Source organism: Gordonia sp. PDNC005, assembly GCF_016919385.1.
Classification (GTDB): domain Bacteria; phylum Actinomycetota; class Actinomycetes; order Mycobacteriales; family Mycobacteriaceae; genus Gordonia.
Window position 1 is genome coordinate 4,219,537 of sequence record NZ_CP070351.1, and the last position, 24,277, is coordinate 4,243,813.

At 67.1% G+C, this 24,277-nt stretch carries 28 protein-coding genes; 20 read left to right on the forward strand and 8 right to left on the reverse strand.

Annotated elements, in window-relative coordinates; all coding sequences use genetic code 11:
* Positions 1 to 31 precede the first annotated feature (31 nt).
* Genes JVX90_RS20280 through JVX90_RS20290 form a run of 3 tightly spaced genes read left to right on the forward strand, consistent with a single transcriptional unit; the run spans position 32 to position 1,496 of the window.
* Entirely contained in the window at positions 32 to 196 is a 165-nt protein-coding gene (locus JVX90_RS20280) for a DUF4177 domain-containing protein (protein WP_008377309.1), read from the forward strand.
* A gap of 5 nt (positions 197 to 201) precedes the next feature.
* On the forward strand, positions 202 to 672 hold the full coding sequence (locus tag JVX90_RS20285; protein ID WP_008377310.1) for a RidA family protein: 471 nt from the start codon (positions 202 to 204) through the stop codon (positions 670 to 672).
* A gap of 5 nt (positions 673 to 677) precedes the next feature.
* Positions 678 to 1,496 carry an MBL fold metallo-hydrolase gene (locus tag JVX90_RS20290; protein ID WP_205330430.1) on the forward strand — a complete coding sequence of 273 codons (819 nt, stop codon included), beginning with the start codon at positions 678 to 680 and terminating at the stop codon, positions 1,494 to 1,496.
* Positions 1,497 to 1,638: 142 nt separating this feature from the next.
* On the opposite strand, the gene JVX90_RS20295 is transcribed toward JVX90_RS20290, so the two are convergent.
* Entirely contained in the window at positions 1,639 to 2,313 is a 675-nt protein-coding gene (locus tag JVX90_RS20295; RefSeq protein WP_008380206.1) for a Crp/Fnr family transcriptional regulator, read from the reverse strand.
* 134 nt (positions 2,314 to 2,447) lie between these two features.
* Complete coding sequence (locus tag JVX90_RS20300) at positions 2,448 to 2,717, reverse strand: hypothetical protein (protein WP_205330431.1); 270 nt, start codon at positions 2,715 to 2,717, stop codon at positions 2,448 to 2,450.
* A 164-nt stretch (positions 2,718 to 2,881) separates the two neighbouring features.
* On the opposite strand from JVX90_RS20300, the gene nth reads away from it, so the two are divergent.
* The 4 genes from nth to JVX90_RS20320 all read left to right on the forward strand — a co-directional run bounded on the left by nth (position 2,882) and on the right by JVX90_RS20320 (position 6,265).
* A complete protein-coding gene (gene nth / locus JVX90_RS20305; protein ID WP_205332524.1) occupies positions 2,882 to 3,568 on the forward strand; it encodes an endonuclease III in 687 nt (228 codons plus the stop codon).
* Entirely contained in the window at positions 3,565 to 4,266 is a 702-nt protein-coding gene (locus JVX90_RS20310; protein WP_240193978.1) for a TlpA disulfide reductase family protein, read from the forward strand. Before nth ends, JVX90_RS20310 begins: the two co-directional genes overlap by 4 nt.
* 62 nt (positions 4,267 to 4,328) lie before the next feature.
* Positions 4,329 to 5,063: a CoA pyrophosphatase gene (locus JVX90_RS20315; protein WP_205332526.1), complete on the forward strand. Its 735-nt coding sequence runs from the start codon at positions 4,329 to 4,331 to the stop codon at positions 5,061 to 5,063.
* On the forward strand, positions 5,060 to 6,265 hold the full coding sequence (locus JVX90_RS20320) for a MarP family serine protease (RefSeq protein ID WP_205330432.1): 1,206 nt from the start codon (positions 5,060 to 5,062) through the stop codon (positions 6,263 to 6,265). The genes JVX90_RS20315 and JVX90_RS20320 overlap by 4 nt, the downstream gene beginning before the upstream one ends.
* 16 nt (positions 6,266 to 6,281) lie before the next feature.
* Here the strand turns inward: JVX90_RS20320 and JVX90_RS20325 are convergent, their stop codons facing one another.
* Both JVX90_RS20325 and JVX90_RS20330 read right to left on the reverse strand, forming a co-directional pair.
* Complete coding sequence (locus JVX90_RS20325; protein ID WP_205330433.1) at positions 6,282 to 7,217, reverse strand: alpha/beta hydrolase; 936 nt, start codon at positions 7,215 to 7,217, stop codon at positions 6,282 to 6,284.
* A gap of 20 nt (positions 7,218 to 7,237) precedes the next feature.
* Positions 7,238 to 7,762, reverse strand: coding sequence for a phage holin family protein (locus JVX90_RS20330; protein ID WP_205330434.1), 525 nt, complete (start codon positions 7,760 to 7,762; stop codon positions 7,238 to 7,240).
* 154 nt (positions 7,763 to 7,916) lie between these two features.
* Between JVX90_RS20330 and JVX90_RS20335 the strand changes: the two genes are divergently transcribed.
* Both JVX90_RS20335 and JVX90_RS20340 read left to right on the forward strand, forming a co-directional pair.
* Positions 7,917 to 8,264 carry a hypothetical protein gene (locus JVX90_RS20335; RefSeq protein WP_240193979.1) on the forward strand — a complete coding sequence of 116 codons (348 nt, stop codon included), beginning with the start codon at positions 7,917 to 7,919 and terminating at the stop codon, positions 8,262 to 8,264.
* Positions 8,257 to 8,844: a Dabb family protein gene (locus JVX90_RS20340; protein ID WP_205330436.1), complete on the forward strand. Its 588-nt coding sequence runs from the start codon at positions 8,257 to 8,259 to the stop codon at positions 8,842 to 8,844. The genes JVX90_RS20335 and JVX90_RS20340 overlap by 8 nt, the downstream gene beginning before the upstream one ends.
* A gap of 81 nt (positions 8,845 to 8,925) precedes the next feature.
* On the opposite strand, the gene acs is transcribed toward JVX90_RS20340, so the two are convergent.
* Complete coding sequence (gene acs, locus JVX90_RS20345) at positions 8,926 to 10,869, reverse strand: acetate--CoA ligase (protein WP_205330437.1); 1,944 nt, start codon at positions 10,867 to 10,869, stop codon at positions 8,926 to 8,928.
* Between the two features lie 173 nt (positions 10,870 to 11,042).
* Here acs and JVX90_RS20350 point away from each other — a divergent pair, with 173 nt between their 5' ends.
* A complete protein-coding gene (locus JVX90_RS20350) occupies positions 11,043 to 11,795 on the forward strand; it encodes an oxidoreductase (RefSeq protein ID WP_205330438.1) in 753 nt (250 codons plus the stop codon).
* Positions 11,796 to 12,204: 409 nt separating this feature from the next.
* Here JVX90_RS20350 and JVX90_RS20355 read toward each other — a convergent pair whose 3' ends face one another.
* The gene (locus JVX90_RS20355) at positions 12,205 to 13,023 is read right to left on the reverse strand and encodes an HAD-IB family hydrolase (RefSeq protein ID WP_205330439.1); all 819 of its coding nucleotides are present in this window, start codon (positions 13,021 to 13,023) and stop codon (positions 12,205 to 12,207) included.
* Between the two features lie 319 nt (positions 13,024 to 13,342).
* Between JVX90_RS20355 and JVX90_RS20360 the strand changes: the two genes are divergently transcribed.
* The 6 genes from JVX90_RS20360 (at position 13,343) to JVX90_RS20385 (ending at position 19,550) form a co-directional block, all read left to right on the forward strand.
* Positions 13,343 to 14,290 carry an alpha/beta fold hydrolase gene (locus tag JVX90_RS20360; protein WP_205330440.1) on the forward strand — a complete coding sequence of 316 codons (948 nt, stop codon included), beginning with the start codon at positions 13,343 to 13,345 and terminating at the stop codon, positions 14,288 to 14,290.
* A 10-nt stretch (positions 14,291 to 14,300) separates the two neighbouring features.
* Complete coding sequence (locus JVX90_RS20365) at positions 14,301 to 15,893, forward strand: AMP-binding protein (protein ID WP_240193980.1); 1,593 nt, start codon at positions 14,301 to 14,303, stop codon at positions 15,891 to 15,893.
* A gap of 87 nt (positions 15,894 to 15,980) precedes the next feature.
* On the forward strand, positions 15,981 to 17,024 hold the full coding sequence (ssd, locus tag JVX90_RS20370; RefSeq protein ID WP_205330442.1) for a septum site-determining protein Ssd: 1,044 nt from the start codon (positions 15,981 to 15,983) through the stop codon (positions 17,022 to 17,024).
* Positions 17,021 to 18,196 (forward strand): TadA family conjugal transfer-associated ATPase, encoded by a 1,176-nt coding sequence (locus JVX90_RS20375; protein ID WP_205330443.1) that lies wholly within the window; start codon positions 17,021 to 17,023, stop codon positions 18,194 to 18,196. The genes ssd and JVX90_RS20375 overlap by 4 nt, the downstream gene beginning before the upstream one ends.
* Positions 18,197 to 18,324: 128 nt before the next feature.
* Positions 18,325 to 18,969: a type II secretion system F family protein gene (locus tag JVX90_RS20380; RefSeq protein WP_240193981.1), complete on the forward strand. Its 645-nt coding sequence runs from the start codon at positions 18,325 to 18,327 to the stop codon at positions 18,967 to 18,969.
* Positions 18,966 to 19,550 (forward strand): type II secretion system F family protein, encoded by a 585-nt coding sequence (locus JVX90_RS20385; RefSeq protein ID WP_205330444.1) that lies wholly within the window; start codon positions 18,966 to 18,968, stop codon positions 19,548 to 19,550. The genes JVX90_RS20380 and JVX90_RS20385 overlap by 4 nt, the downstream gene beginning before the upstream one ends.
* Positions 19,551 to 19,670: 120 nt before the next feature.
* Here the strand turns inward: JVX90_RS20385 and JVX90_RS20390 are convergent, their stop codons facing one another.
* A complete protein-coding gene (locus JVX90_RS20390; protein WP_205332529.1) occupies positions 19,671 to 20,435 on the reverse strand; it encodes a class I SAM-dependent methyltransferase in 765 nt (254 codons plus the stop codon).
* Positions 20,436 to 20,578: 143 nt separating this feature from the next.
* Here JVX90_RS20390 and JVX90_RS20395 point away from each other — a divergent pair, with 143 nt between their 5' ends.
* The 4 genes from JVX90_RS20395 to JVX90_RS20705 are packed head-to-tail and all read left to right on the forward strand — an operon-like array spanning position 20,579 to position 21,593.
* The gene (locus tag JVX90_RS20395; protein ID WP_205330445.1) at positions 20,579 to 20,770 is read left to right on the forward strand and encodes a DUF4244 domain-containing protein; all 192 of its coding nucleotides are present in this window, start codon (positions 20,579 to 20,581) and stop codon (positions 20,768 to 20,770) included.
* 1 nt (position 20,771) lies between these two features.
* Positions 20,772 to 21,134 (forward strand): TadE family type IV pilus minor pilin, encoded by a 363-nt coding sequence (locus JVX90_RS20400; RefSeq protein ID WP_205330446.1) that lies wholly within the window; start codon positions 20,772 to 20,774, stop codon positions 21,132 to 21,134.
* Positions 21,118 to 21,474 (forward strand): Rv3654c family TadE-like protein, encoded by a 357-nt coding sequence (locus tag JVX90_RS20405; protein WP_205330447.1) that lies wholly within the window; start codon positions 21,118 to 21,120, stop codon positions 21,472 to 21,474. The genes JVX90_RS20400 and JVX90_RS20405 overlap by 17 nt, the downstream gene beginning before the upstream one ends.
* Positions 21,471 to 21,593, forward strand: a complete 123-nt coding sequence (locus JVX90_RS20705; RefSeq protein ID WP_275889933.1) for a hypothetical protein — start codon at positions 21,471 to 21,473, stop codon at positions 21,591 to 21,593. Before JVX90_RS20405 ends, JVX90_RS20705 begins: the two co-directional genes overlap by 4 nt.
* A gap of 272 nt (positions 21,594 to 21,865) precedes the next feature.
* On the opposite strand, the gene JVX90_RS20410 is transcribed toward JVX90_RS20705, so the two are convergent.
* Entirely contained in the window at positions 21,866 to 24,202 is a 2,337-nt protein-coding gene (locus JVX90_RS20410) for a DEAD/DEAH box helicase (protein WP_205330448.1), read from the reverse strand.
* Positions 24,203 to 24,277: the final 75 nt, after the last annotated feature.

Consider the following 24,277-nt stretch of genomic DNA (forward strand, 5'->3'; position numbering starts at 1 on the left):
GAGGCGTTCGCTAACCGATAAGGTGAGCGTCATGAGCGCACCTACCGCCTGGGAATACGTCACCGTTCCGCTGCTGACACACGCGACGAAGCAGATCCTCGATCAGTGGGGAGCAGACGGATGGGAACTGGTCAGCGTCCTGCCCGGCCCCACCGGTGAACAGCACGTCGCCTACTTGAAGCGTCCGAAGGGCTGAGTGTCATGGGACAGTGGTCGGATCGTCTCGCCGAACTCGGCATCACCCTGCCCGCCGTGGTCGCGCCGGTCGGCAGCTACACCCCGGCACTGCGTGTCGGCGACTTCGTCTACACGTCGGGTCAGCTGCCCGTCGTCGACGGCAAGCTCGACGTCGTCGGCAAGGTGTCCGAAGGCGCCGAGGGAGTGGTTCGTCCGAACCAGGCCAACGCCGCAGCGCGTCAGTGCGCCCTCAACGCTCTGGCCGCCGTCGATTCGGTGGCAGGTCTCGACAACATCGTCCGCGTGGTGAAACTGGTCGGCTTCGTCGCCTCGGCGAACGGCTTCACCGGTCAGCCCGGCGTGATCAACGGCGCATCCGACCTGATCGGTGAGATCTTCGGCGATGCAGGTGTCCACGCCCGCTCGGCCGTCGGCGTCGCGGAACTTCCGCTCGGCGCTCCGGTCGAGGTGGAACTGATCGTCCAGGTGCGCTGATCTCCATGACCGACGTGAACACTCCGGTGCACCCCGCCTACGAGACGGTCCGTGAAGTGACGCCGTTCGCGTCGGTCGTGCTGTGCCACAACCCCGGGCTGATGGAGCTCGACGGCACGAACACCTGGGTTCTGCGTGCACCCGGATCGTCGACGGCAGTCGTCGTCGATCCGGGCCCGAAGAAGCACCGCAAGCACCTCGAGACGGTGCTCGGCGTCGCCGGTGAGGTGGAGCTGACGCTGTTCACGCATCGTCATCATGATCATGTGGGTGCGTTGAAGCGTTTCCGCACCATGTCCGGAGCGCCGAGCCGGGCGTACTCGGACGAGTTCTCGAAGGGCGCCTCGCGTCTCAAAGACCGCGAGGTGATCGAGGCCGCGGGTCTTCGGATCACTGTGATCCACACTCCCGGGCACACCGCGGATTCGACGAGCTTCCTGATCGAGCACAACGGCCAGAAGGCGATCGTCACTGGCGACACCGTCCTCGGCAGTGGCACCACGGTCCTCGACCCGCGGGACGGCACCCTCGCGGACTACTTCAACTCGCTCAATCGCCTGATCGTCGAGGCGTCCGATGCCGTGATGCTGCCCGGCCACGGCCCCGACCACGCCGAACTGGGGCCGGTCGCCAGGTTCTACAAACAGCACCGTGAAGAACGTCTCGACCAGATCCGCGGTGCCCTCGACGCTCTCGATGTCTCCGCGCACGACGCGAAGCCGATGAAGATCGTCAAGAAGGTTTACGCCGACGTCGACAAGAAACTGTGGCCCGCCGCTCGCATGTCGGTGAAGACCCAGCTGGAGTACCTCCGCACGCTCTGACTTTCGGAGCGAGTCGAAAGGTCTATCGAACACTACGAAGCCCGGCACCCCGCACGGATGACGTGGGGGAGCCGGGCTTCAGGCCTTTCGACTCGCTCCGCTCGCTCAAGGAGCAGTAGGGGAGCGGCCGGGCGTCGTTCGACTAGCGTGCGCGGCGTGCGAGGCGCTCGGAGTCGGCGATGAGCACGCTCTTGCCTTCGAGGCGGAGCCAACCGCGCTGCGCGAAGTCGGCGAGAGCCTTGTTCACAGTCTCGCGAGATGCGCCGACGAGCTGAGCGATCTCCTCCTGCGTCAGGTCGTGCGTCACGCGAAGGGCGCCGCCCTCCTGGGTGCCGAAACGCTGAGCGAGCTGCAGGAGCTGCTTCGCGACACGACCGGGGACGTCGGTGAAGATGAGGTCCGCGAGGTTGTTGTTGGTACGACGCAGGCGGCGTGCCAGGACGCGGAGCAGCTGCTCCGCGATCTCCGGGCGGTCCTTGATCCACTTGCGGAGCGCGTCGCGGTCCATGGAGACGGCGCGGACCTCGGTGACGGTGGTCGCCGACGACGTGCGGGGACCGGGGTCGAAGATCGACAGCTCGCCGAACATGTCCGACGGCCCCATGATCGTCAGCAGGTTCTCGCGGCCGTCAGGCGATCGACGTCCGAGCTTCACCTTTCCGCTGAGGATGATGTACAGCCGATCTCCCGGTTCCCCCTCGTGGAAGATCACATGGCCGCGAGGGAACTCGACCGGCTGCAACTCCTTGGAGAGTGCAGCAACGGCTGTGGGCTCGACCCCCTGGAAAATACCTGCCCTGGCGAGTATCTCTTCCACCTAAGAACCTCTCTTGTTCCGAACGTGCGCTCGAATTTCAACACTACGGTGAAAATCATAGTTGTTGAATTGATCACGCGTGTACGAGGCATTCACACGAGGGTGAAATGTCCGAAAACCGCGCGCTTTTGTGGTCAGCTGGCGCGCGTTCGTGCGTCAGATTCGGCCGGGAGTACCGGTTCTCCGCCCAGATCGTTGCTGCGACGCTGCCGCAGTTCGTCGAGTGCGGCGGGCAGTCCGTCCTTCGCAAGGTTGCCGACGTCGGTCTCGTCCGCGGTCTCCAGAAACTCCTCGACGTGGGCGCGTCCGACGGAAAGTCGGTCGAGTCCGGTCTGAACTCGCTCCATCGCCAGTGCGAAGAACATCAGCACCGGAGGGAACAGGAGAGCTGCCAAACCTTGCATGCAGGCCAGTCAACACGAACCTGCGGCGCGCTGGGAAACCAGAACGGCGGTCGTCACCGAGTTGTTACCGCATCGTCGCATCAGCGGTGCGGCCGCTAACCTGGGTTGTTGTGAGCAGACGTAAGCCGGAGACCCCGCTGGGCCTGGTCCGACGAGCACGTCGGATGAACAGGACTCTGCAGGAGGCGTTTCCGCACGTGTACTGCGAACTCGACTTCACCACTCCGCTGGAGCTGTCCGTGGCGACGATCCTGTCGGCGCAGTGCACAGACGTCCGCGTCAATCAGGTGACGCCCGCACTCTTCCGTCGATATCCGGATGCGTTCTCGTATGCGAGCGCCGACCGGACGGAGTTGGAGGAGATGATCCGCTCGACAGGCTTCTACCGGAACAAGGCCAACTCGATCATCGGCCTCGGTCAGGCGCTCGTCGACAGGTTCGACGGTGAGGTGCCGGGCACTCTGAAAGAACTCGTCACACTCCCCGGATTCGGACGGAAGACGGCGAACGTGGTGCTCGGCAACGCGTTCGGCGTACCCGGCATCACCGTCGACACTCACTTCGGTCGTCTCGTCCGGCGGTGGGACTGGACTCAGGAGACCGATCCGGTGAAGGTCGAGAAGGTCGTCGGAGAGCTGATCCCGCGCAAGGAGTGGACTGACCTGTCGCACCGCATCATCTTCCACGGTCGGCGCGTCTGCCACGCCAGGACTCCGGCGTGCGGCGTCTGTCTGCTCGCGAAGGACTGCCCGTCGTACGGTGAGGGACAGGTCGATCCGGTCAAGGCCGCGGCCCTCGTGAAGGGCCCGGAGACCGACCATCTCCTTGCATTGGCGGGAATCACCGAATGAGCACGATGGACACCCTGAAGAAGACGTTCGCGCTGCCCGGAATGCGGGCGATGATCGCGTTCGTCATCGTGACGATCGCACTGGTCGTCGCCCTGTGGCCGCGGGGTGCCGACGAACCGGCGACGCCCGCCGCGCCGAGCAGCCCGCCGTCCGGCATCACCGACCAGACGGTGGCGCAGAGCGAGATCGACACCGCTCGCCGGGACGCGGCGCTGAACCCGTGCCCGGCAGGCAGCGGCGCCGCCTCGACCGGCCCACTGGCAGGCGTGACTGCGCCGTGCATGGGAGACGGCTCGACGATTGATGTCGGCGCCGCGACGGCCGGAAAGCCGTTGGTCATCAACATGTGGGCGGTGTGGTGCCTGCCCTGCCGACGAGAGCTTCCCCTGTTCGACCGACTGTCGGCGACCTCGGATGACAAGCTGAACGTGCTCGCAGTGCACGCACGCGAGGGCGGAGACAAGCCGTACTTCGTTCTCAAGTTCCTTCAAGAGGTCGGAGTCCACTTGCCGGTCGTCACTGATCCTCAAGGTTCGATCGCGCAGGCTGTGAAGGCGCCACGCGTTTTCCCGTCGACGGTGTTCATTCGTGCGGACGGATCTGTGGCGGCGGTGTTGCCGCGTGTGTTCGAGACTTACGAGGACCTGACCGGGGCCGTCCGCGAGCAGTTGGGCGTCGACCTGGGGGCTGCTTCGTGAGCCGCCGAGGACCCGATTACACACCCGGCCCTCTGGTCGACCGCGCCGCGGTTCCCGAGTGGATGCGCGCAGTCACCGACGATGTGAGTGCCGTCAATGAGTCGGTCCTCAACCGTGGCGGCGACCGCTCGAAGTGGGTGGCCGCGCTCCGCAGTTCGCGCGCGGCATCGGTGCTCGTGCTGTTCGGGGGTGCGTTCGAGGCCGCCGCAGACCATCCCGGCGGTGTGCCCGCCGACGCCGACGTCCTGCTGACCGAACGGGCGGCGACGCTGCGCACCCACAGCGGTCAGATCGCGTTCCCCGGCGGCAGCCGTGACCCCGGGGACGATTTCCCGGTCGGCACGGCACTGCGCGAAGCCTACGAGGAGACCGGACTGATCCCTCAGGGGGTCGACGTTCTCGCGTCGTTGCCGACGTTTCCCGTGCCGTCCGGGTTCGAAGTGACGCCGGTGCTCGCGCACTGGTCGTCGCCGACGGCGGTCCGCGTGGTGGACGAGGGTGAGACGGCGCGCGTCACGCGGGTCAACCTCCGTGAACTGCTCAAGCCGGAGAACCGTTTCCAGGTGAGTCGGTCGTTCATGGGCGGCAACGTGTACCGCGGCCCCGCCTTTCTGCTCGACGGCATGCTCGTGTGGGGCTTCACCGGTGGGATCATCGCAGCGATCGCCGAAGCCGCGGGCTGGGAAGTGCCCTGGGACAAGAACGATGTGCGGCCGCTCGAGAAGATGATCGCCGCGACGGGCAACCGCCAGGAGTCGGGATTCGCCACCGCCGACGTCCCGGAGTCGCCGCAGTGACCGGGTCCGTCTGGGTGGACCTCATCATCGTCGCGATTGCGCTCCTGGCAGCGTTCAGCGGATACCGCCAGGGAGCGGCGGCGTCGGCCCTCGCGTTCGCAGGCGTCCTGATCGGCGCGGTCGCCGGTGTGCTCCTCGCGCCGCTGGTGATCAAACAGTTCGACGACGGTCGGCTGCGTCTCGCGGTCGGGGTCCTGTTGATCATCGGGCTCATCGTGGTGGGCGAGCTGTCGGGGATGGTGCTCGGCCGGGCCGCCCGCAGCAGCATCCACTCACCGACACTCCGGCGCGTAGACAGCGGCGTCGGGTCGGTGCTGCAGGTTGTCGCGATCCTGGTGGCCGCGTGGCTGCTGTCGTTCCCGTTGCGGGGCGCCGATCAGCCGCGTATCTCGCAGGCGGTCGACGACTCACGCATCGTGCAAGCCGTCGACGACGTCGCGCCGCAGTGGATGCGGAACGTTCCAGACGAACTGACCGAGCTGATCGACTCCTCCGGCATCAAGGAGGTCATCGGTCCCTTCGGCGCGACGAAGGTCTCCAACGTCGACGAGCCGGACCGGCAACTCGCCGAACTCCCGATCGTCCGGCAGGTGCGGCCGAGCGTCATCAAGATCACCGGCGTCGCGCGGAGCTGCGGACAGTCGTTGGAGGGCAGTGGGTTCGTCGTCGGACCGAACCGGATCATGACCAATGCGCACGTCGTCGCCGGCACCGACGAAGTATCCGTCGAGACGGCCCGCGGTCGGCATCTCGACGCGACCGTCGTCTGGTTCAACTACCGGACCGACGTCGCGATCCTGGACGTCCCGAACCTGCGTGCCCCGTCGCTCGATTTCGCGGCGGATCAGGCGTCGACGTCCGACGACGCGATCGTGCTCGGCTTCCCCGAGAACGGTCCGTACACGATCACCCCGGTCCGCATCCGGAACGTGGTGAACCTCAACGGCCCGGACATCTATCAGAGCCCCAAGCCGGTACAGCGTGAGGTGTACACGATGCGTGGCCTCATCCGCTCCGGAAACTCGGGCGGCCCGATGATCACCGAGGACGGCAAGGTGCTCGGCCTCGTGTTCGGCGCCTCGCAGGACCCCGCGGACGACACGGGATTCGCCCTCACCGCATCTCAGGTGCAGCAAGATCTCGCGGCTGCGAGCGGCCGGACCTCCGCCGTCAGCACTCAGAAGTGCGTGACCGCGAAGTAGCTTTCTGCGAGTGGCTTCAGCGGTCGAGGTGCTCCAGGATCGCGACGTTCACCGCGCTCGGTGCTTCTTGGTGAAGGAAGTGCCCGGCACCACTGACGACGCGGTAGTCGAAGTCGCGTGACCATTCGCGGCTCTGCGCCATGAGGGAGTCGAGGATGTAATCGTCCTCGCGGCCGCGGAGGGCCAGGAACGGGTGATCGAGGCGCTTGTTCATCAGTTCCATGAACCGCCAGCCGTCGGGCCGGAACTGCGAGCGGAACGCCCAGCGGCGGTACTCCAGACTGCAATGGGCGACGCCCGGGATCTGGATCGCGAGCCGGTTGCGTGTGATCGCTTCGGCGAAGTCGGGCGTCTCTCGCCATGCTCGCCCGGACCGCTCGGTGAAGTACTCCTCCACAAACGCGCCGTCGCCTCGCGTGAGGCGACGTTCACCGATGCGCGGGAGCTGGTTGTGCAGGAACGGTGCGAGGAACGCTGTGCGCTCCTCCGAGTTGAACAGGGCGCCCTGCCGGAGTGCACGGGGATGCGGTGAGGACAGGACCACTACGCGGTCGACCGCCCGCGGATGGAGCGTGGCCGTCGCCCAGCAGACGAGTCCGCCGTCGGCGTGCCCGACGAGAGACGCCGACGAGTGCCCGAGCGCTCGGATGAGAGCGTGCGTGTCGCCTGCCAGTGTCCACCCGTCGTAGCCGCGCGGCGGCTTGTCGGTGTCGCCGTAGCCACGCAGGTCGACTGCGACCGCGCGGTACCCGGCGGCGGTGAGTGCGGGGAGTTGATGTCGCCACGTCCACCAGAACTCGCCGAAGCCGTGCAGCAGCAGGACGAGAGGGCGATCGGCGACTGACTGCTCACTCTCCACGGCGTGGAAGCGCAGACCGCCTGCACGCACGTCGAAATGCTGCCACGGCCCGTCGAAGCGGACCTCCGTCGGATCCGGGGGAGGTGACGTCACGCTGATGTGTTGGTCGGTGGTCAGCGAGCCATCGGGTCGCGAGCCGGCGGGATCTGCGGGTGCGCGACACCACCGGTCGACGCCGGGCGACCCGGGATCACCTCGGTGATCGAGTTCAGCGACTCGATCGTCTTCTCCGGAGCCTTCAGTTTCTTGAACAGGATGTATCCCACGCCGATCGCGGCGATCGACACGACCAGGAGCAGCAGGAACACGATGCCGAACGCCGCCCATGTCGGGAGCCACACGTCGAGCAGGAAGCCGAGGAAGACGAAGAAGAACAGGCTCGCGTACAGCAGCAGGACTGCGGCGCCGATGATCAGGCCGCTGCCTGCTCCGGCCTTCTTGGCCTCGGTGACGAGTTCCGACTTCGCGAGCGCGAGCTCGGCGCGGAACAGCGTCGACGCGCTGGCCGTCGCATCCTTGACGAGGTTGCCGATGGTCGGTTCACCGTCCGGACCCAGATTGGCGTCCGACAACGGGATCGACGGCACACGCGGGGCGTCTGCGGGCTGCGGAGGCCAGGTGTCCTGATTGCCGCTCACGAATTCTCCCTCAAGCTGTACGTTGGTCGGACTTCATGTTGCCATGCCTGCCGGTCGATGCCGACTACTGACCGCCGCAGCGTTTCCCTCAGACGTCCCGGTGAATGAGAACGGCGACCGATTCGAGGGTCCGCTCGCGCATACGGTGCGTCGGGTGAGCACCATTGACGTCTACATAGTCGACCGAGTCGAGATCGCCGCCGGTCGCGCTCGCGAGTTCGTCGACGAGTACCAGAGCACGTACATGCCAGGCGCCCGCGATCGTGGGATGAGGCTCGACCGGATGACTTTGTCGCCTCCACTGTTCCTCGCCGACGATTCGAACGTTCTCACTGTGACGTGGGTCGTCGACGGAGCAGGCGGATGGTGGTCGAGCGCGCTAGCTGCCCGCCACGACGACGCTCCCGCCCGGTGGTGGGACTCGGTGGCCGACCTCGTCGTCCACCGGACACGGACGATGGAGGCCTCAGTCTGCGACGTGGCGGAGCTGTGCGATGTCTGAGATGGTCCGCCTGATCCACCTCCATCGGTCCGAGGACGTGGCAGCCGTCGTCCGGCGACTGCGCGGTGTTGTCGGCTCAGATCCCGCTGCAGTGGTTCAGCCGACACACCGATCGTCGTTGCGGGCGGGTGACGTGCTTCTTCGATGCACTGCCGACTCGGCGGTCCGCACCGCGATCGACACGGTGCTCGCCGACGACGGCGCCGTGCTGCGCGTCGACGGAGCAGACTTCGACGGTGGAGTCCAGGGTTCGCGGGTGACCGATCCGACTGCGGGCGTCTACCGTGCGCTGCTTCTTCGGGTGGAGCCCGGCACCGCACCGGACGTCGTCGCGCGTTTCGAGCGGGAGACCCTCGACATGCCGACACATATCTCGTCGATACTCGCGTGGCGCCTGAGCCGGGTCGAGGACGGTTCGAGCTGGACTCACGTGTGGGAGCAGTGGTTCACCGACACCGGCGCCGTTGTCGGTCAGTACATGCTGCACCCCGTCCACTGGGCGCGCATCGACCGCTGGTTCGATCCGGAATGCCCCGACGTGATCGTGCGAGCCCCAGTCATTCACGCCGTCGCAGGCTGAGCCGGCCACACGAGGCACTCAACGACAAACGAGGCACGCATGCGTGCCTCGTTTGTCGTCGAATGCCTCGTTGAGAGACTGTCAGGCGCGCTTGGCGCGAATCGCCTCGAACACCGACGGGTCGACGAGCGTCGAGGTGTCGCCGAGCTCGCGGCCTTCCGCGACGTCTTTGAGAAGCCGCCGCATGATCTTGCCGGAACGGGTCTTCGGAAGCTCGGGGACGATGTTGATCTCGCGAGGCTTGGCGATCGGCGAGATGTCCACGGCCACCTGCTGCCGCATCTCGGCGATCAGTGCGTCGCCGGTGTTCTCGATGCCGCCCATCAGGATGACAAACGCGACGATGCCCTGACCGGTCGTCTCATCGGCTGCGCCGATCACGGCGGCCTCCGCGACGGCGGGATGCGCGACGAGTGCGGATTCGACCTCGGACGTCGAGATCCGGTGCCCCGACACGTTCATGACGTCGTCGACGCGGCCAAGCACCCAGAGTGCTCCGTCCTCGTCGTACCGCGCGCCGTCGCCCGCGAAGTACCAGCCCTGGTCTTCGAACCGCGACCAGTAGGTCTCCTTGAAACGCTCCGGGTCGCCCCAGATGCCGCGCAGCATGCCCGGCCACGGACGATCGAGGACCAGATAGCCCTGCTCGCCCGCGCCGACGGGGTTGGCGTTGTCGTCGACGATGTTCGCGCTGATGCCCGGCAGCGGCCGCATCGCCGAACCCGGCTTGGTGGCGGTGACGCCGGGCAGCGGGGAGATCATGATGCCGCCGGTCTCGGTCTGCCACCAGGTGTCGACGATCGGGCAGCGTCCGCCGCCGATCACGTCGTTGTACCAGCGCCATGCCTCCGGGTTGATCGGCTCGCCGACGCTGCCGAGCAGGCGGAGCGACGAGAGGTCATGGGCGTCGGGGATCTCGCGGCCCCACTTCATGAACGTGCGGATCAGAGTCGGCGCGATGTAGTAGGTGGTGACGCCGTACTTCTCGATGATCTGGAAGTGGCGGTGCTCGTTCGGCGAGTTCGGGGTGCCCTCGTAGATCACTTCGGTGGCGCCGTTGGAGAGCGGGCCGTACACGAGGTAGCTGTGGCCGGTCACCCAGCCGATGTCCGCGCCGCACCAGAAGACGTCGCGGCCCTCCTTGTGGTCGAACACGTTGTGGAAGGTGTACGACGCCTGCGTCAGGTAGCCGCCCGACGAGTGGACGATGCCCTTCGGCTTACCCGTGGTGCCCGACGTGTAGAGCAGGAACAAGGGATGCTCGGCGTCGAACGACTCCGGCTCGTGGTTCGGCGACGCCTCGCCGACGGTGTCTTCCCACCAGACGTCGCGACCCTCCACCCAGTTGAGATCCGGATCGTGGTTGGTGCGACGGACGACGATGACCTTCTCGATGGACGGCGCGGCGTCGGCTCCGGTGCCGAGGGCCTCGTCGACGGCCTCCTTCAGCGGTGCGGGCTGACCACGACGGAACTGTCCGTCGGTGGTGATGACGACCTTCGCCTCGGCATCGTCGACGCGGGAGCGGAGTGCCGCCGCCGAGAAGCCTGCGAACACCACTGAGTGGGTGAGGCCGAGGCGCGCACACGCGAGCATCGAGATGATCGCCTCCGGGACCATCGGCATGTAAATCGCGACGCGGTCGCCCGCCTGCAAGCCGATCGACGACAGGTAGTTCGCTGCGCGCGAGACCTCGTCCTTGAGCTGGCTGTAGGTGATGTCGCGGGTGTCGTCGATCGGTTCGCCGATCCAGTGGATGGCGACTCGGTCGCCCTTGCCTGCCGCCACGTGGCGGTCGACGCAGTTCACCGAGACGTTCAGCTCGCCTCCGACGAACCACTTCGCGAAAGGCGCGTTCGACCAGTCCAGGACCTGCTCGAACGGCTTCGCCCAGTCGAGGCGACGCGCCTGCTCCGCCCAGAACTCGTCGGGGTCCGCATCCGCCCTGGTGTACATCTCGGCGGTCGCGTTGGCGTTCGCGGCGAAGTCGTCTGAGGGCGGGTACACCTTGCTGGCTTCAGTCATCGTCGTTGCCTTTCCAATCTCGAATGTCGGCGATTCGCACACGCCGGATCAGCTCACACTGTGAGGGTAGTCACCTGACGTTGCATGCGAGTAGCGGTACGTCTCACGGCCCGGTCCACGCGATGAACGGTCGCTGTGACGCGACAGGTGGACCCGCGACTATCGTGGCCGGGGTGAGTGCTGATCCCCTGGCCCCGCTCCTCGAGCTGCCCGACGTCCGCGACGCCGCGGAGTCGGCGCGTGACGCGCTGAGCGCCGTTCACCGTCACCGATACAACCTGCGTGGCTGGGACAAGACCTCGCGCGAGGCGTCGTGGCGGGCAGGCCGGTCGTCGGCGGCCATCGAGGGCGGAAGCGTGGAACTCCAGCGTGATGCGCAGTTCGACGACCCGATCACCGACGGCGCGATACGCGTTGCGCAGGCGTTGGACGCCGACGGCATCGACCAACTAGGTGCGGTGTTCCGTCGGGCGCCGGCTCAGGCGTTGGCGCGCCTCCACACTCTTGCCGCCGCCGGTCTGGTCGACGACGCTGCACTCCTCGGGCGGCCGCGGACAGAGCCGCACATCGCGCAGCGTCTGGACTTCCTCGGTCAGCTGATCACCGGACAGTCCACTGTGCCGGCGCCCGTTCTGGCTGCTGTCGTGCACGGTGAACTGCTGTCATTGGCGCCGTTCACCGAGGGCAACGGTGTTGTCGCGCGCGGCGCGTCACGTCTCGTATCGGCGGCGACCGGCCTGGATCCGCACCTGCTCGGTGTTCCCGAGGTGACGTGGCTGCGCCGGATCGGCGACTACCGGGAGCTGTCGGCGCTCTTCGGGACCGGTGATGCAGGCGCCATCGGCGCCTGGATCGTCCTGTGCTGTGAAGCGATGGAGGCCGGTGCAGCCGAAGCCAAGTCGATCGCCGACGCCGCCGCGGGCTGAGCGGACTTTCTGTCGCCGGTTGAGCGCAGTCGAAACCACATAAATGCGGGCGACATCCCTCCCGGTGAAGATCCGGATGAAGGGGTGTCGCCCGCAAGCACGGACGCAAGTTACCAAGCGTGCTGGGTGGGTTGTGGGGTCGCCTCGGCGGGTGGCCGCTGGAATCTCGACGTGGTTCCCAGGCTGAGTACTTCTCTGGCGGGATGGTCACGAATGATGCCGGCGGTGTCGCAGGCGCACAACGCTTGTGCCAATGCGGCGTGCTCCGCGTGGGTGCTAGCCGTCCGTGCTGGGAGCCGCTTCCGGGGGATCAGGCCTTCTCTGCTGGCCTGAGCTTTGCCGTCTGCGATTCCGTACCCCTTTTCTACGCTGTGATGCGGATCACTGCAAGCGATTCGTGAAAGAACTTTCAGGCGGCTCGATCAGCCGAATGACGGGAGTGATGCCGCTGGTAGAGCACCGCGGCAGCGGCGATTGCGCCGATTCCCGTGGCGCACAGGGCGGTTCGTCCGACGGTCGACGGACTCGGCCGGTGTGCGGCCGCGGAGGGGGTGTCGAAGTCGAGAATCTCCCAGGCATTGGCCTCGGCGTGTTGCCGCAACGGTCTGTCGGGATTGACTACCGCGGGGTGTCCGACGGCCTCGAGCATGGGGAGATCGGTGATCGAGTCGGAGTAGGAGTACGACTTCGTGAGGTCGTATCCCTTCTCTGTTGCGAGGTCCGCTACGGCGACGGCCTTCTCGTCGCCGTAGCAGTAGAAGTCGAGGTCGCCGGAGTAGTGACCGTCGACGATCCGCATGCGGCTGGCGCGAACGATGTCGACACCCAGCAGCTCGCCGATCGGCTCCACCATCTCGATGCCCGACGCGGAGATCAGCACGACGTCGTGCCCGGCGGCTTTGTGCTGCGCGATCAGTTCGAGGGCCTCAGGGAAGACGACGGGGCGCACCACGTCGTCGAGTGTCTCGGCGACGATGGCCTTGACCTGCGCGGCATTCCAGCCGGTGCACATGTCGGTCACGTGCTTGCGCAGCTTGTCGACCTGGCTCTCGTCGGCGTTCGCCAGGAGGAACTGGAGCTGGGCGACCGCGGATCGGAGCATCGCCCGTCTGGTCAGCAGCCCACCGTCGTAGAACGGGCGGGTGAAGGCGAGTGCGCTCGACCGTGCGATCACTGTTTTGTCGAGGTCGAAGAACGCGGCTATCCGGTTCGGCTGTGCCGTGGTCACGGTCGCATCGTACGGGGGCGAGGTGAATGTCGCGGTGTGATCCACGGAACAGAAATGAAAGATAGTTGGTGTTGCAATCTTCGCGCGGGCGCGTGTAAATTCAAATGTGTCCGGCATTGCCGGAGGCTTTCAGCCCGACCCCCCGGGGCTGAAACGCTGATGACCCCGACCTCCTCCCCCCTGGTCGGGGTCGTCTTCTATCTACGGCCTTTTTCGCCGTCCGTTCATCCCCTTCCCCTTGCTGTGGGACCCGTGTACCTTCGCTCTAACCAAGCAATCGCTAGGTCGTCTACGTGCGGCCTTGGGGGAAGGTCTCGAGATGAGATTCGCAGGACGTCTAGCGGTCGCCGTGTGCGCCGCACTGTTGTGTGTGACCGCGCTGGTCGCGCCCGGTGCCGCCGAGGCGAAGAAAATGCCGGAGAACTTCAACTTCTTCGGCGGCATCCCGCAAGAACTGCAGCACCCAGGATCGTCGCTGCCGGGATCGAACGACTTCTCCTGCAAACCGACCGCAGCACACCCGCGGCCTGTCGTCCTGGTGCACGGCACCGGCGGCGCCAAGACCACCAACTGGGGCGCGTACGTCCCGATGCTGAAGAACCGCGGCTACTGCGTCTTCGCACTCACCTACGGTGCGCTCAAAGGCTGGCCGTGGCCGTTCACGGCGGTCGGAGGAATGGACTTCCAGCAGGTCAGCGCCGCGCAGCTGGCGAAGTTCGTCAACCGCGTGTTGAAGGCGACCGGCGCGAAGACCGTCGACCTCATCGGGCACTCGCAGGGCACGTACATGCCGACGTACTACCTGAAGTACTACGGCGGGGCGTCGAAGGTCACGAAGTACGTTTCGCTGGCGCCACTGTGGCGCGGCACCGGGTCGCTGAACCCGGTGATGACCAAACTGGGGGAGGCGATCGGCGCGGTCCCGATGCCGATGTGCATCGGCTGCGGAGCGATGCTGCCCGGGTCGCCGTTCAACAAGAAGATCTGGAAGGGCGGCAGCCCGTACGTCAAGGGTGTGTCGTACACCAACATCATGACCAGGTTCGACGAGCTGGTGGTTCCGTTCACTGCGGGCTACGTGCGGCCGCGTGCAGGCGAGAGCGTGAAGAACATCGTCGTCCAGGACACCTGCTCGAAGGATTTCAGTGATCACCTTGCGATCGCAGGGTCCCGGCGAGCCGCCTACTTCGCGTTGAACGCACTCGATCCGGAGCATCCGGTGAAGGTGCCTTGTGTGTTCGTGCCGCCGTTCACCGGGCAGTCCTGACGTGGCGGGCATGCGTCCCGACCTGTCGGGCGTCGACGAGCTGACGGTCAATCTGACTCACCGCGTATGCATCGGTGACCTCCCCACACGCGCCGCGCGCCAGTTCGGTGATCGCCCAGCGGTCGTCGACGGGGACGTGACGGTGAGCTTCCGAGAGCTGGAGGCCCGGTCGAACGCGCTGGCGCGTGGACTCCTCGCGCGCGGACTGGTGCGGGGCGATGCTGTGGCACTTCAGCTGCAGAACCGCTGGCAGTTCCCCGTGGCGCTGTTCGCGCTCGCCAAGATCGGTGTCACCGCGATGCCGTTGAACTTGGCCATCTCGCCATCCGACGTGGCGTATCAACTCGCCGACAGCGGCGTCCGGGGCGTCATCAGCGAGGCGGCGTTCGTACCGGTCCTGACCGGTGCCTTCGCCGACGGTCCGGCCGAGGTGACCGAGGTGATCATGGTCGGCGACGCGCCGTCGGACATCGCGGGTGTCCCGACCGTCGCGTGGGACGCAGTGGTCTCCGCCGACGCCTCCGTCGTCGAGACCCTTGTGGACGACCGCGACATCGTCCACTGCCTGTACACGTCGGGCACCACATCTCGCCCGAAAGGCGTGCTGACCAGCCACGTCGCGGTGCACATCGGGGCGTTGTCGTCGGCGCTCGGTCTGGGGCTGCGGCCCGATGTGGCGCATCCTGTTCAGCCGATCGTGCTGCCGTTGTTCCACGTGACAGCGCTCGACGCGCTGATGCTCCCGACGCTGCTCGTCGGCGGCACCGCGGTACTGCTGCGCGGATTCGATCCGGCCGCGCTTGCGCAGACCTTCGTCGACCATCGGGTGACCCATGTGACTCTCCTTCCGATGATGTGGGCGGCGCTTGTCGCGCAGCCCGCGCTGACGGACGAGAACACGTCGTCGCTGATCACCGGCCTGTACGCGATGGCGCCGATGGCGCAGCAGGTGCTGGCCGGTGTACGTGCTCGGTTCCCGGGCGCCGCGATCATCCTCGGCTCGGGCCAGACAGAGACCACCCCGGCGTCGGAGCTCCAGTGGAACGGACATCAGGGCGTCAAAGACGAGTCCTGGGGCCCGGCGACAGTGTCGACCGACGTCGCGATCATGGGCGCGGACGGCGGACTGCTGGCTGCCGGCGAGACCGGCGAGATCGTGTACCGCAGCCCTCAGTTGATGGAGGGGTACTGGAACAACACCGACGCGAACACCGAAGCGTTCGCGCATGGTTGGTTCCACGGCGGCGACATCGGGCACCTCGACGACGAGGCCGTCGTCTGGTTCACCGACCGCTCGAAGGACATCATCAAATCCGGTGGTGAGAACGTCAGTTCCGTCGAGGTGGAGCGAGTGCTGCTGGGGCATCCCGCGGTTGCCGAGGCGGCCGTCGTCGGACGTCCGCACGAGCGATGGGGCGAAGCCGTGACGGCGGTGATCGTCACCGTCCCCGACGCCGTCGTCGACGCGGGCGAGCTCATCGAATGGGCCAAGGAACGTCTTGCGGGATTCAAGACGCCCAAGGCCATCGAGATCGTCGACGCCCTGCCGAAGACCGCGACCGGCAAGGTCCAGAAGCACGTCGTGCGCACAGCTGCTCATTGAGCTCTCGCCGAGGCGGGGTGTCGAAATGGCGCAAGCCTGTGGATAACGCACTTCCACTTTTCTGACATCGGGTCGACGATGTCGGCCATGAGTGATGTGCTGCTGGTTCTGACCGATCCCGATCTGCACCCGGACGTCGCCCGGTGCGCAGCCGCGACCGGGTACGCGGTGGTGATCGGCGAACCGTCATCGTGCCGACACGACTGGCTCAGGGCGACGGCCGTCGCCGCGGACGCCGATGCGCTGGAGGTGCTGACCACGCTGCGTCCACCTCGCCGACCCGGGCTGGTCGTGGTCGGCGCCGGAGACGATCAGCGTGGCTGGCAGTCGGGGATGGCATTGGGTGCGCAGGGTGGATTTGTGCTGCCGGCCGAGGAGTCGGCCCTGGTGAGCGCGCTGTCGGAGTTTCGCCGCCCAGTTCGTAGACCGGCCGGTGCCGTCGCGGTGATCGGAGGGCACGGCGGAGCCGGAGCGTCCACGTTGGCCGCCGCGGTCGCCTTGACGGCAGGCGCGACAGACGATGTGCTGCTCATCGATGCCGATCAGGCGGGTGCAGGTGTCGATCTCCTTCTCGGCGTGGAGGAGAAGTCGGGGCTCCGGTGGGCGGACGTGACCGGTGAGACCGGCGTGATCAGCGGTCCGGCGCTGCGGGCAGCCCTTCCGCGAGTGGGCCGAGTGAGCGTGATCGGGCCCGCCCGCGACGACGTGTCGCCCCTGCGGCCGGACACCGTTCTCGCCGTCGTCGACGCGGGCCGAACCGCAGGTGACGTGGTTGTCGCCGACGTCGGACGTGCACCGGGCCCAGCGGCGTCGGGGCTGATCGACACGGCCGACTTCGTCGTCGTCGTGACGACGGCGTCGGTGCACGCGGTGGCGGCGACACGTCGGACGGCTGCCCGGATGGTCGGCGATCGTGACGCGGTGCTTGTGGTCCGAGGGCCGTCGCCGGGAGGGCTGCGTGCACGTGACGTCGCCGATGCGGTGGGGATTCCGCTTCTCGGCGGCTACCGGCCGGAACGGTCGCTCGCAGCGCGGTGTGAAGCGTCGGGGCTGCGGTTGCGTCGGCGAGGACCGCTGACGACAGCGGCTCGCGACGTGTGCGCCCGCCTGACGGTCGGTGCCCGGCGATGACGGCCGCACGTGCCGCTCTGCTTGATCGGGTGAGGGAACGGCTCGCCGGGCAGACGTCGGACCTCGATCCGTCGGTGATCGCCGACGCCATCCGCGCCGAGTCGGGTGGCCTGCTCGGCGACACCGATCTGCTCGACGTGCTGCGGTACCTGCAGACCGAGATGGTCGGCGCCGGTCGCCTCGAGGGACTGCTCGCCGAGCCTGCCGTGACCGACGTCCTGGTCGTCGGACCGTCTGCAGTGTGGGCGGATCGTGGTGACGGGCTTGAGCTCACCGGCGTTCGCTTCGACGACGAGGCCTCGGTCCGTCGCCTCGCAGGCCGACTCGCGCTCGGTGCGGGCCGTCGGCTCGACGACGCACAGCCGTGGGTGGACGGTCAGTTGTCCGGTGTCGGTCGGCGAGGGATCGCTGTTCGCCTGCACGCGGTGATCCCACCCCTCGCGATCGATGGGACGTGCATCTCGCTGCGGGTTCTGCGCAGCGCGACTCAGACATTTGACGCACTTGCCGCGGCCGCTGCGATCGCCCCGCAGATCGTTGACCTGCTCAGGCGGATCGTGGTCGGACGCCTCGCATTTCTGATCGTCGGTGGCACGGGGACCGGCAAGACGACACTGCTCAACGCGCTGCTCGGCGAGTGCGGTCCAGACGAACGGATCATCACTGTGGAAGACGCATCGGAGCTCGAACCGCAGCATCCACACGTCGTTCGGCTGGTGGCGCGAACGGCGAATGTGGAAGGGGTGGGCGATGTTCCGGTGCGAACACTCGTCCGTCAAGCGCTCCGGATGCGGCCCGATCGGATCGTCGTCGGTGAGGTCCGCGGGGCCGAGGTGATCGACTTGCTCGTCGCGTTGAACACGGGCCACGACGGCTGCGGAGGCACGCTGCACGCGAACTCGACGTCGGAGGTGCCCGCTCGGATGGAAGCTCTCGCGGCTCTCGGCGGAATGGGTCGGGTCGCGCTGCACAGCCAATTGGCCGCGGCGATCCAGGTGGTGCTGGGACTGGGTCGTGACGCGAGCGGGCGACGTGGGATCGCGGAGATCGGCGTGCTCGATCGGGGAGACGACGGCTTCGCATCGATCGTCACCGTGTGGTCGCGGGACTCCGGTTTCACCGATGCCCGCGGCAGGTTGGACGCGATGCTCGATCGGCGGCGTGTCCGATGATCGTCGGGCCGCTGCTCGCGGCGACGGGGACGGCGGTGCTGTTGTGGCCGCGACCTGCCGTTTTCCGGCGGTTGCCGAGGCGGCAGAGTCTCGCAGGGAGACTAAGCGGGGTCGATCCGATCTGGGCGGTGGCGGGCTCTCCTCTCCTCGTCGGTGCGGTTGCCGGTGCGGCGCCTGCGGTCGCCTCCGTGTTGGTCGCCGCCACCGTGATCGGCGTGCGTCGTCGGTCGGTCCGCTCAGCCGCACAGGAGCTCCGCGATGCGCAGGTGCGGCGTGCGCTGTCGGTGATGATCGCCGAGATGTCCGTCGGGGCGCCGATCGTGCACGCTTGTCGATCGGCGTCGGACGAGCTCTCGAGAGACGGGCCGTCCGACGTCGCGAGCGAGCTGGCGAGGATGGCCGCCCGAGCCGAACTCGGCGGTGACCCGGTCGACGGTGCCGCAGGATTGGAACGTCTCGCGGCAGCGTGGGCGGCGTCTGCCGGCAGGGGTCTGCCGATGATCGACCTGATGCAGTCGCTGCGCGCCGATCTCGCAGCTCGCGCCGAACACGCGTCACGCACGCGTGCGGGGCTGGCCGGGCCGCGGGCGACAGCGGCCGTGTTGGCGATGCTTCCGCTGCTCGGTGTCGCGCTGGGGCAGGCGATGGGCGCTGAGCCGTTGGCAGTTCTCCTGCGGCCGGGTGTCGGTGGAATCCTGCTGGTCATCGGTACTGCGCTGGCCGTTGCAGGCGTCTGGTGGACGGCCGCGATCACCGAGAAGGTGATGCGATGATTCTGCCGATCGCACTGTGCACCTGCGTCGCCCTGTGGATCTGGCCGGGAGCGGACTGGGCCCTGGCGAGAGTCGTCGAGCGACCACGACCGGTCCGCGAACCTCGATGGCTGGGACGAGGACGGTTGCGGCCCGATCCGTTCGACACGGCGGCCGCCTACGACATGTTCGCGGTCTGCCTTCGGAGTGGACTGCCGGTGTCGTCCGCAGCCGAGATCGCGGCCGACGGTGCTCCCGCAGCCGTCGCGGCGCCGATGCTGCGGGCCGCGGAACTCCTAGCGCTGGGAGCGGATCCGGAGTCGGCGTGGGCATTCGAGCGTGGAACGGACGACCCGTCGTTCGCCGACCTCGCCTCGTTGGCGCGGCGTGCATCGCGAGCGGGAGCGTCCTTGGCCGATGGAGTCGCCGACCTTGCCGATCAGATGCGGCGCGTGGAAGCCGACCGGGCGTTGGAGGCGGCGGAGAAGGCCGGCGTGAAGGTCAGCGGCCCACTCGGATTGTGCTTCCTGCCCGCGTTCGTGTGCCTCGGCATCGTGCCGGTGGTGATCGGTCTGGCGTCGGGGATGCTGGGCTCGGTCTGAGCACAACATGGCGGGAAAGTAACGCCGGGGTGCGTTTCATACGCCACCCCTCTGTGACTTTTGTGGAACAACGCCCACGAACGTCGGCAGACGTCGCCGTCGCCACCGGGAATCAATCATCTAGTGGTTGAGCGGTCGCCGTGCCTCGATGAGATGGCGGGTCGAATGTGCGATGAACGGACCGTCACGCGCGATCAGCTCGTGAATGTCGTGTAGACGGTCGCGGTACTTCTCGACGGTGAACCCCGGTACCCACCAGACCACCTTGCGCAGCAGATACACCACGGCCGCGACGTCGTTGATCGCGATGCGCAGGCTGGCGGTGCGCAGATCGACAACCTCCAGTCCGGCTGATCTCGCCGCGTCCGCTTCGTCGTCGGGGTGACGTCCGCGTCGCGCTTGAGGTTGGGGGCCGAGAAAGAACTCGATGAGGTCGAACGCGCTCGCCGGCCCCACATGCTGGGCGAAGTACGTGCCGCCTGGTTGAAGTACCCGGGCGATCTCGTCCCACCACACGGTGGCGGGGTGTCGGCTGGTGACGAGGTCGAATGCTTCGCTTGCAAAAGGCAGTGGTGGCTCGTCCGCGTCGGCGACGACGGCCACCCCGCGAGGATGCAGCAGTCGGGTGGCTTTTTCGATGTTCGGCGGCCACGACTCGGTCGCCACCGCCGTGGGAGGGAAGGTCGAGGCTTCGGCGAGAACCTCACCGCCGCCGGTCTGGATGTCCAACGAGGCCGATGCCCTGCTGAGCCGATCGGCGAGTTGGACGGCGTACCGCCATTCGGGGCGTTCCTCGGTGGCGCGGCCCGCGAGCCAGGAGAAGTCCCAACCCGAGAGGTCAGGTTCGTTCCCGATTTCGATCAGGGTGTCGAATGAGTCAGCCACGCACCTGATGGTCTCACGGCTGCTCACTGTGGAAATCGATGGAACCGGATCCAGGCTTCGTGCGTCTTCACCTATGAAGGGCTCGACCAGCGGGTCTGACGATCGCAGGGGGAGACATGGGAACACGTCGAGGTACGAGATGGATGACAGAGGCGAAGGTGCTCGGGGTCCGGTTGATCGCCGACGAAGAGGGGATGTCGACTGCCGAATACGCCATCGGCACCATCGCGGCGGCGGCATTCGGGGCGATCCTGTACACGGTGGTGACGGGCGACAACGTGGTCACCGCGCTGACGGGGATCATCTCGAAAGCGCTCAGTACGTCGGTCGGTTGACATGCTGAGTCGCCTGTTCGTCGACGAGCGCGGAATGGTGACTGTCGAGGCCGCCTTCGCGTTGGCGGCGATAGCCGCGTTCCTTCTCGTGGGGATTGGTGCCGTCGCGGGGGTGGCGACGCAGATCCGGTGCACGGATGCCGCGCGTGAAGTCGCCAGACTCACCGCGGCAGGCGACGCGACGGCTGAATCAGTCGGGCGTCGAGTCGCTCCCGGAGGTGCGTCGATCGGGGTGGTGACGTCGGGGGAGACCGTCACCGTCACCGTGTCAGCAGATGTCCCACTGGTGCCGATGCTGACGGTGTCGGCGCGGGCTGTCGCAGCGGTCGAGCCTGCGGGTGCTGCCGATGCGCCGGCGGAATGACGAGGGGTTCTCCACCATCACCGGTGCTGCGGTGATCGCGGCTCTCGCGAGCGTGCTTGTCGGGGTGCTCTACGTGGGAGCTGCGGTGGTCGCCCGTCACCGGGCGCAGAGCGCGGCCGATCTCGGAGCACTCGCTGCCGCGTCTGCGCACGTTCTCGGCGACGACGGGTGCGTCGCCGCGACAGAGTTGCTCGCCTCGGCGGACGGCCGCCCGCGGATCACCTCGTGCACGGTGGACGGTCAGGATGTCGTCGTTCGAGTTGTGGTCGAGGTTCGGCTCGGCGGCCTCGGGATTCGAGACGCGGTCGCTGCGGCCCGAGCGGGGCCGGTGGAGGAGTGAGAGCTGCTGTCACTCCGACGACGCGGCAGTTCGGTCAGTTCCCCGGGATGGTCGTGCCTGACGACTTCGATGCTCCGCTGTCCGACGGTGAACTGAAGGCGTGGGAGGGCGGCGCGTGACATCGGTCCTGCTCGACACGAATGCGTTGCTGTGGCTGTTGAGCGAGCCGGGCAGGCTGAACAGCGCGGCGCTGTCGGTGATCAGCGACCCGGCGACGGAGGTCTGCGTGTAGTCGGGGTCTGCCTGGGAAGTGGCGACGAAGCCCCGGCTGGGAAGGCCGGACGCCGGCCCCCTGCTCGCGACATGGCCGGAGACGCTCGCTTCGATGTCAGCTGTCGATAGGCCGGTCGACGCCGTGCATACCCGCACATTGGATACGCGCAGCTGACCGTCAACTCCCGTACAACCGCCCGACAAGGCGGAGGAGTTTGATGGCGTGTTCTTTGTCGAGCGGCTCGTTGCCGTTGCCGCACTTCGGCGATTGCACACACGACGGGCACCCGAAGTCGCATGTGCAGGAGGAGACTGCGACGTCGGTGGCGGCAATCCAGTCCGCGAACGCGTGGTAGCCGCGCTCGGCGAACCCTGCGCCGCCCGGGAACCCGTCGTAGACGAACACCGTCGGGAGCGCGGTCTGCGGATGCACATCGGTCGACAGTCCGCCGATGTCCCAGCGGTCGCAGGTCGCGACCAGCCCGAGCATGCCGATGGCGGCGTGTTCGGCGGCGTGAAGCGCGCCGGGGAACTTGTCGGGCGCGATTCCGGCGTCCACCATGGTGTCCGGTTCCATGGTGTACATGACGGCTCTCGTGGGAAGGCTCTCCTCCGGTAGATCGAGTGCCACCTGGTCGAGGATCTCGCCCGGCAGGGCCTTCCGCAGGAAGCCGACAACCTGGCTCGTCACAGTCACCTCGACGAAGGCGACCGTCAACGGTCCGAATGAACGCTGCTCGACGATCCGGTCGATCACCACGTCACTCACCTCGCGCGGAGACGTGGTCCAGTCCGGCTCCTCGGGGTGAGCGAGGGCGAGGCCGTCGTCGAGGTCGAGCTCGTCGACCACGAAGCTCTCGCCTTGATGCAGATACACGGCACCGGGGAAGACGGACGTCTTCGCACGTGAGGAGTCCACGGTCCCCAGCAGACGGGAAGTCGTCGCGTCGACGATCAGCACCTGGCCGCCGATGCCGCCGCGGATGTCGACGTCGCTGTGCGGATCCAGGCCGGGCGCCGGATACCACCCGGCCTTTCGTCGTTTGAGCTGACCGCCGGCGACGAGTTCGTCGATCACCTCGACTGCGTGCCATGCCTCCGCCTCGTCGGCGGTGATAGGGAACTCGGTGGCGGCGCACAGCAGGTGCGGGCCGAGGACGTACGGGTTGGTCGGGTCGGTGACCGTCGCCTCCACGGGCCGCTCCAGCAGCGCTTCGGGATGGTGGACGAGGTACGTGTCGAGCGGGTCGTCGCGCGCGATCATCACCACGAGCGAACCTTCGCCGCGTCGACCGGCGCGCCCGGCTTGCTGCCAGAACGATGCGACGGTTCCCGGATATCCGGCGACGACGACTGCGTCGAGCCCGCTGATGTCGACACCGAGTTCAAGAGCATTGGTGGTGGCGACGCCGAGCAGTTCGCCGTCGGAGAGGGCGCGTTCGAGCTTGCGACGATCGTCGGCGAGGTAGCCGGCGCGATAGGCGGCTACACGATCGACGAGTTCGGGCGCCGACTCCGCGAGCAACTGCTTGGCCTTGACCGCCGTGACCTCGACACCGCGGCGAGACCGCACGAAGCACAGGGTGCGGGCGCCTTCGATGACGAAGTCGGCGAGCAGACGTGCCGCCTCAGCGCCCGCGGCGCGCCGGACTGGTGCGCCGTTCTCGCCGGTCGTCGGATCCGCTCCGCCGGAACCTTCGAGGAATCCGGGCTCCCACATGGCGACGGTGCGCTCGCCGTGCGGCGAGGTGTCGTCCGTGACGGCGACGACGTCCTCGCCGATGAGCCGCGACAATGCCTGCGCGGGATTGGACACTGTCGCCGACGCTCCGATGACCACGGGGTGCGCGCCGTAGCGCCGGGCGATGCGAAGCGTGCGTTGCAGCACGAGCGCGGTGTGGGAGCCGAACACACCGCGATAGTGATGGCACTCGTCGACGACGATGTACTTGAGCTTGCTGAAGAACTGCCGCCACTTGGGGTGCGAGGAGCAGATGCCGACGTGGAGCATGTCGGGGTTTGTGAAGATCCACCGCGAATGCTGCCGCGCCCACTGGCGCAGTTCGGAGTCGGTGTCGCCGTCGTACGCGCACGGCTGCAGGTGCGCGAAGGCCGACCGTCCGGTGATCAACTGGGCCGTGGCCCGCAGCTGATCGCTGCCGAGCGCCTTCGTGGGGGAGAGGTAGAGCGCGGTGGCGTTGGGATCTTCGGCGAACGTGGTGAGGATCGGCAACTGGTAGGCGAGTGACTTGCCCGACGCAGTGCCGGTGCAGACGCACACGTGGCGACCCTCGCGCGCATGATTCGCCGCGGCGATCTGATGACGCCACGGCGTCCGGACGCCGCGCTCTACGAAGGCCTCCCGGACCTGGGGATGCACCCACTCCGGCCACTCGTCGAATTGTGCTGTCCGCGTGGGGATCACGGCCATGTGCGTGAGTGGCGATTCCTCGTCGGACGGTGTTCCGGCGAGGGTGCGACCGAGCAGTTCGCTGCCGTACGTCGCGTGTTGCATCGTCCTCGCCCCAGGTTCTTCTCGATCGTCGTGCGCTAAAAGTATCGCGCCGCCCCGAAACATGATTAGCTAGTC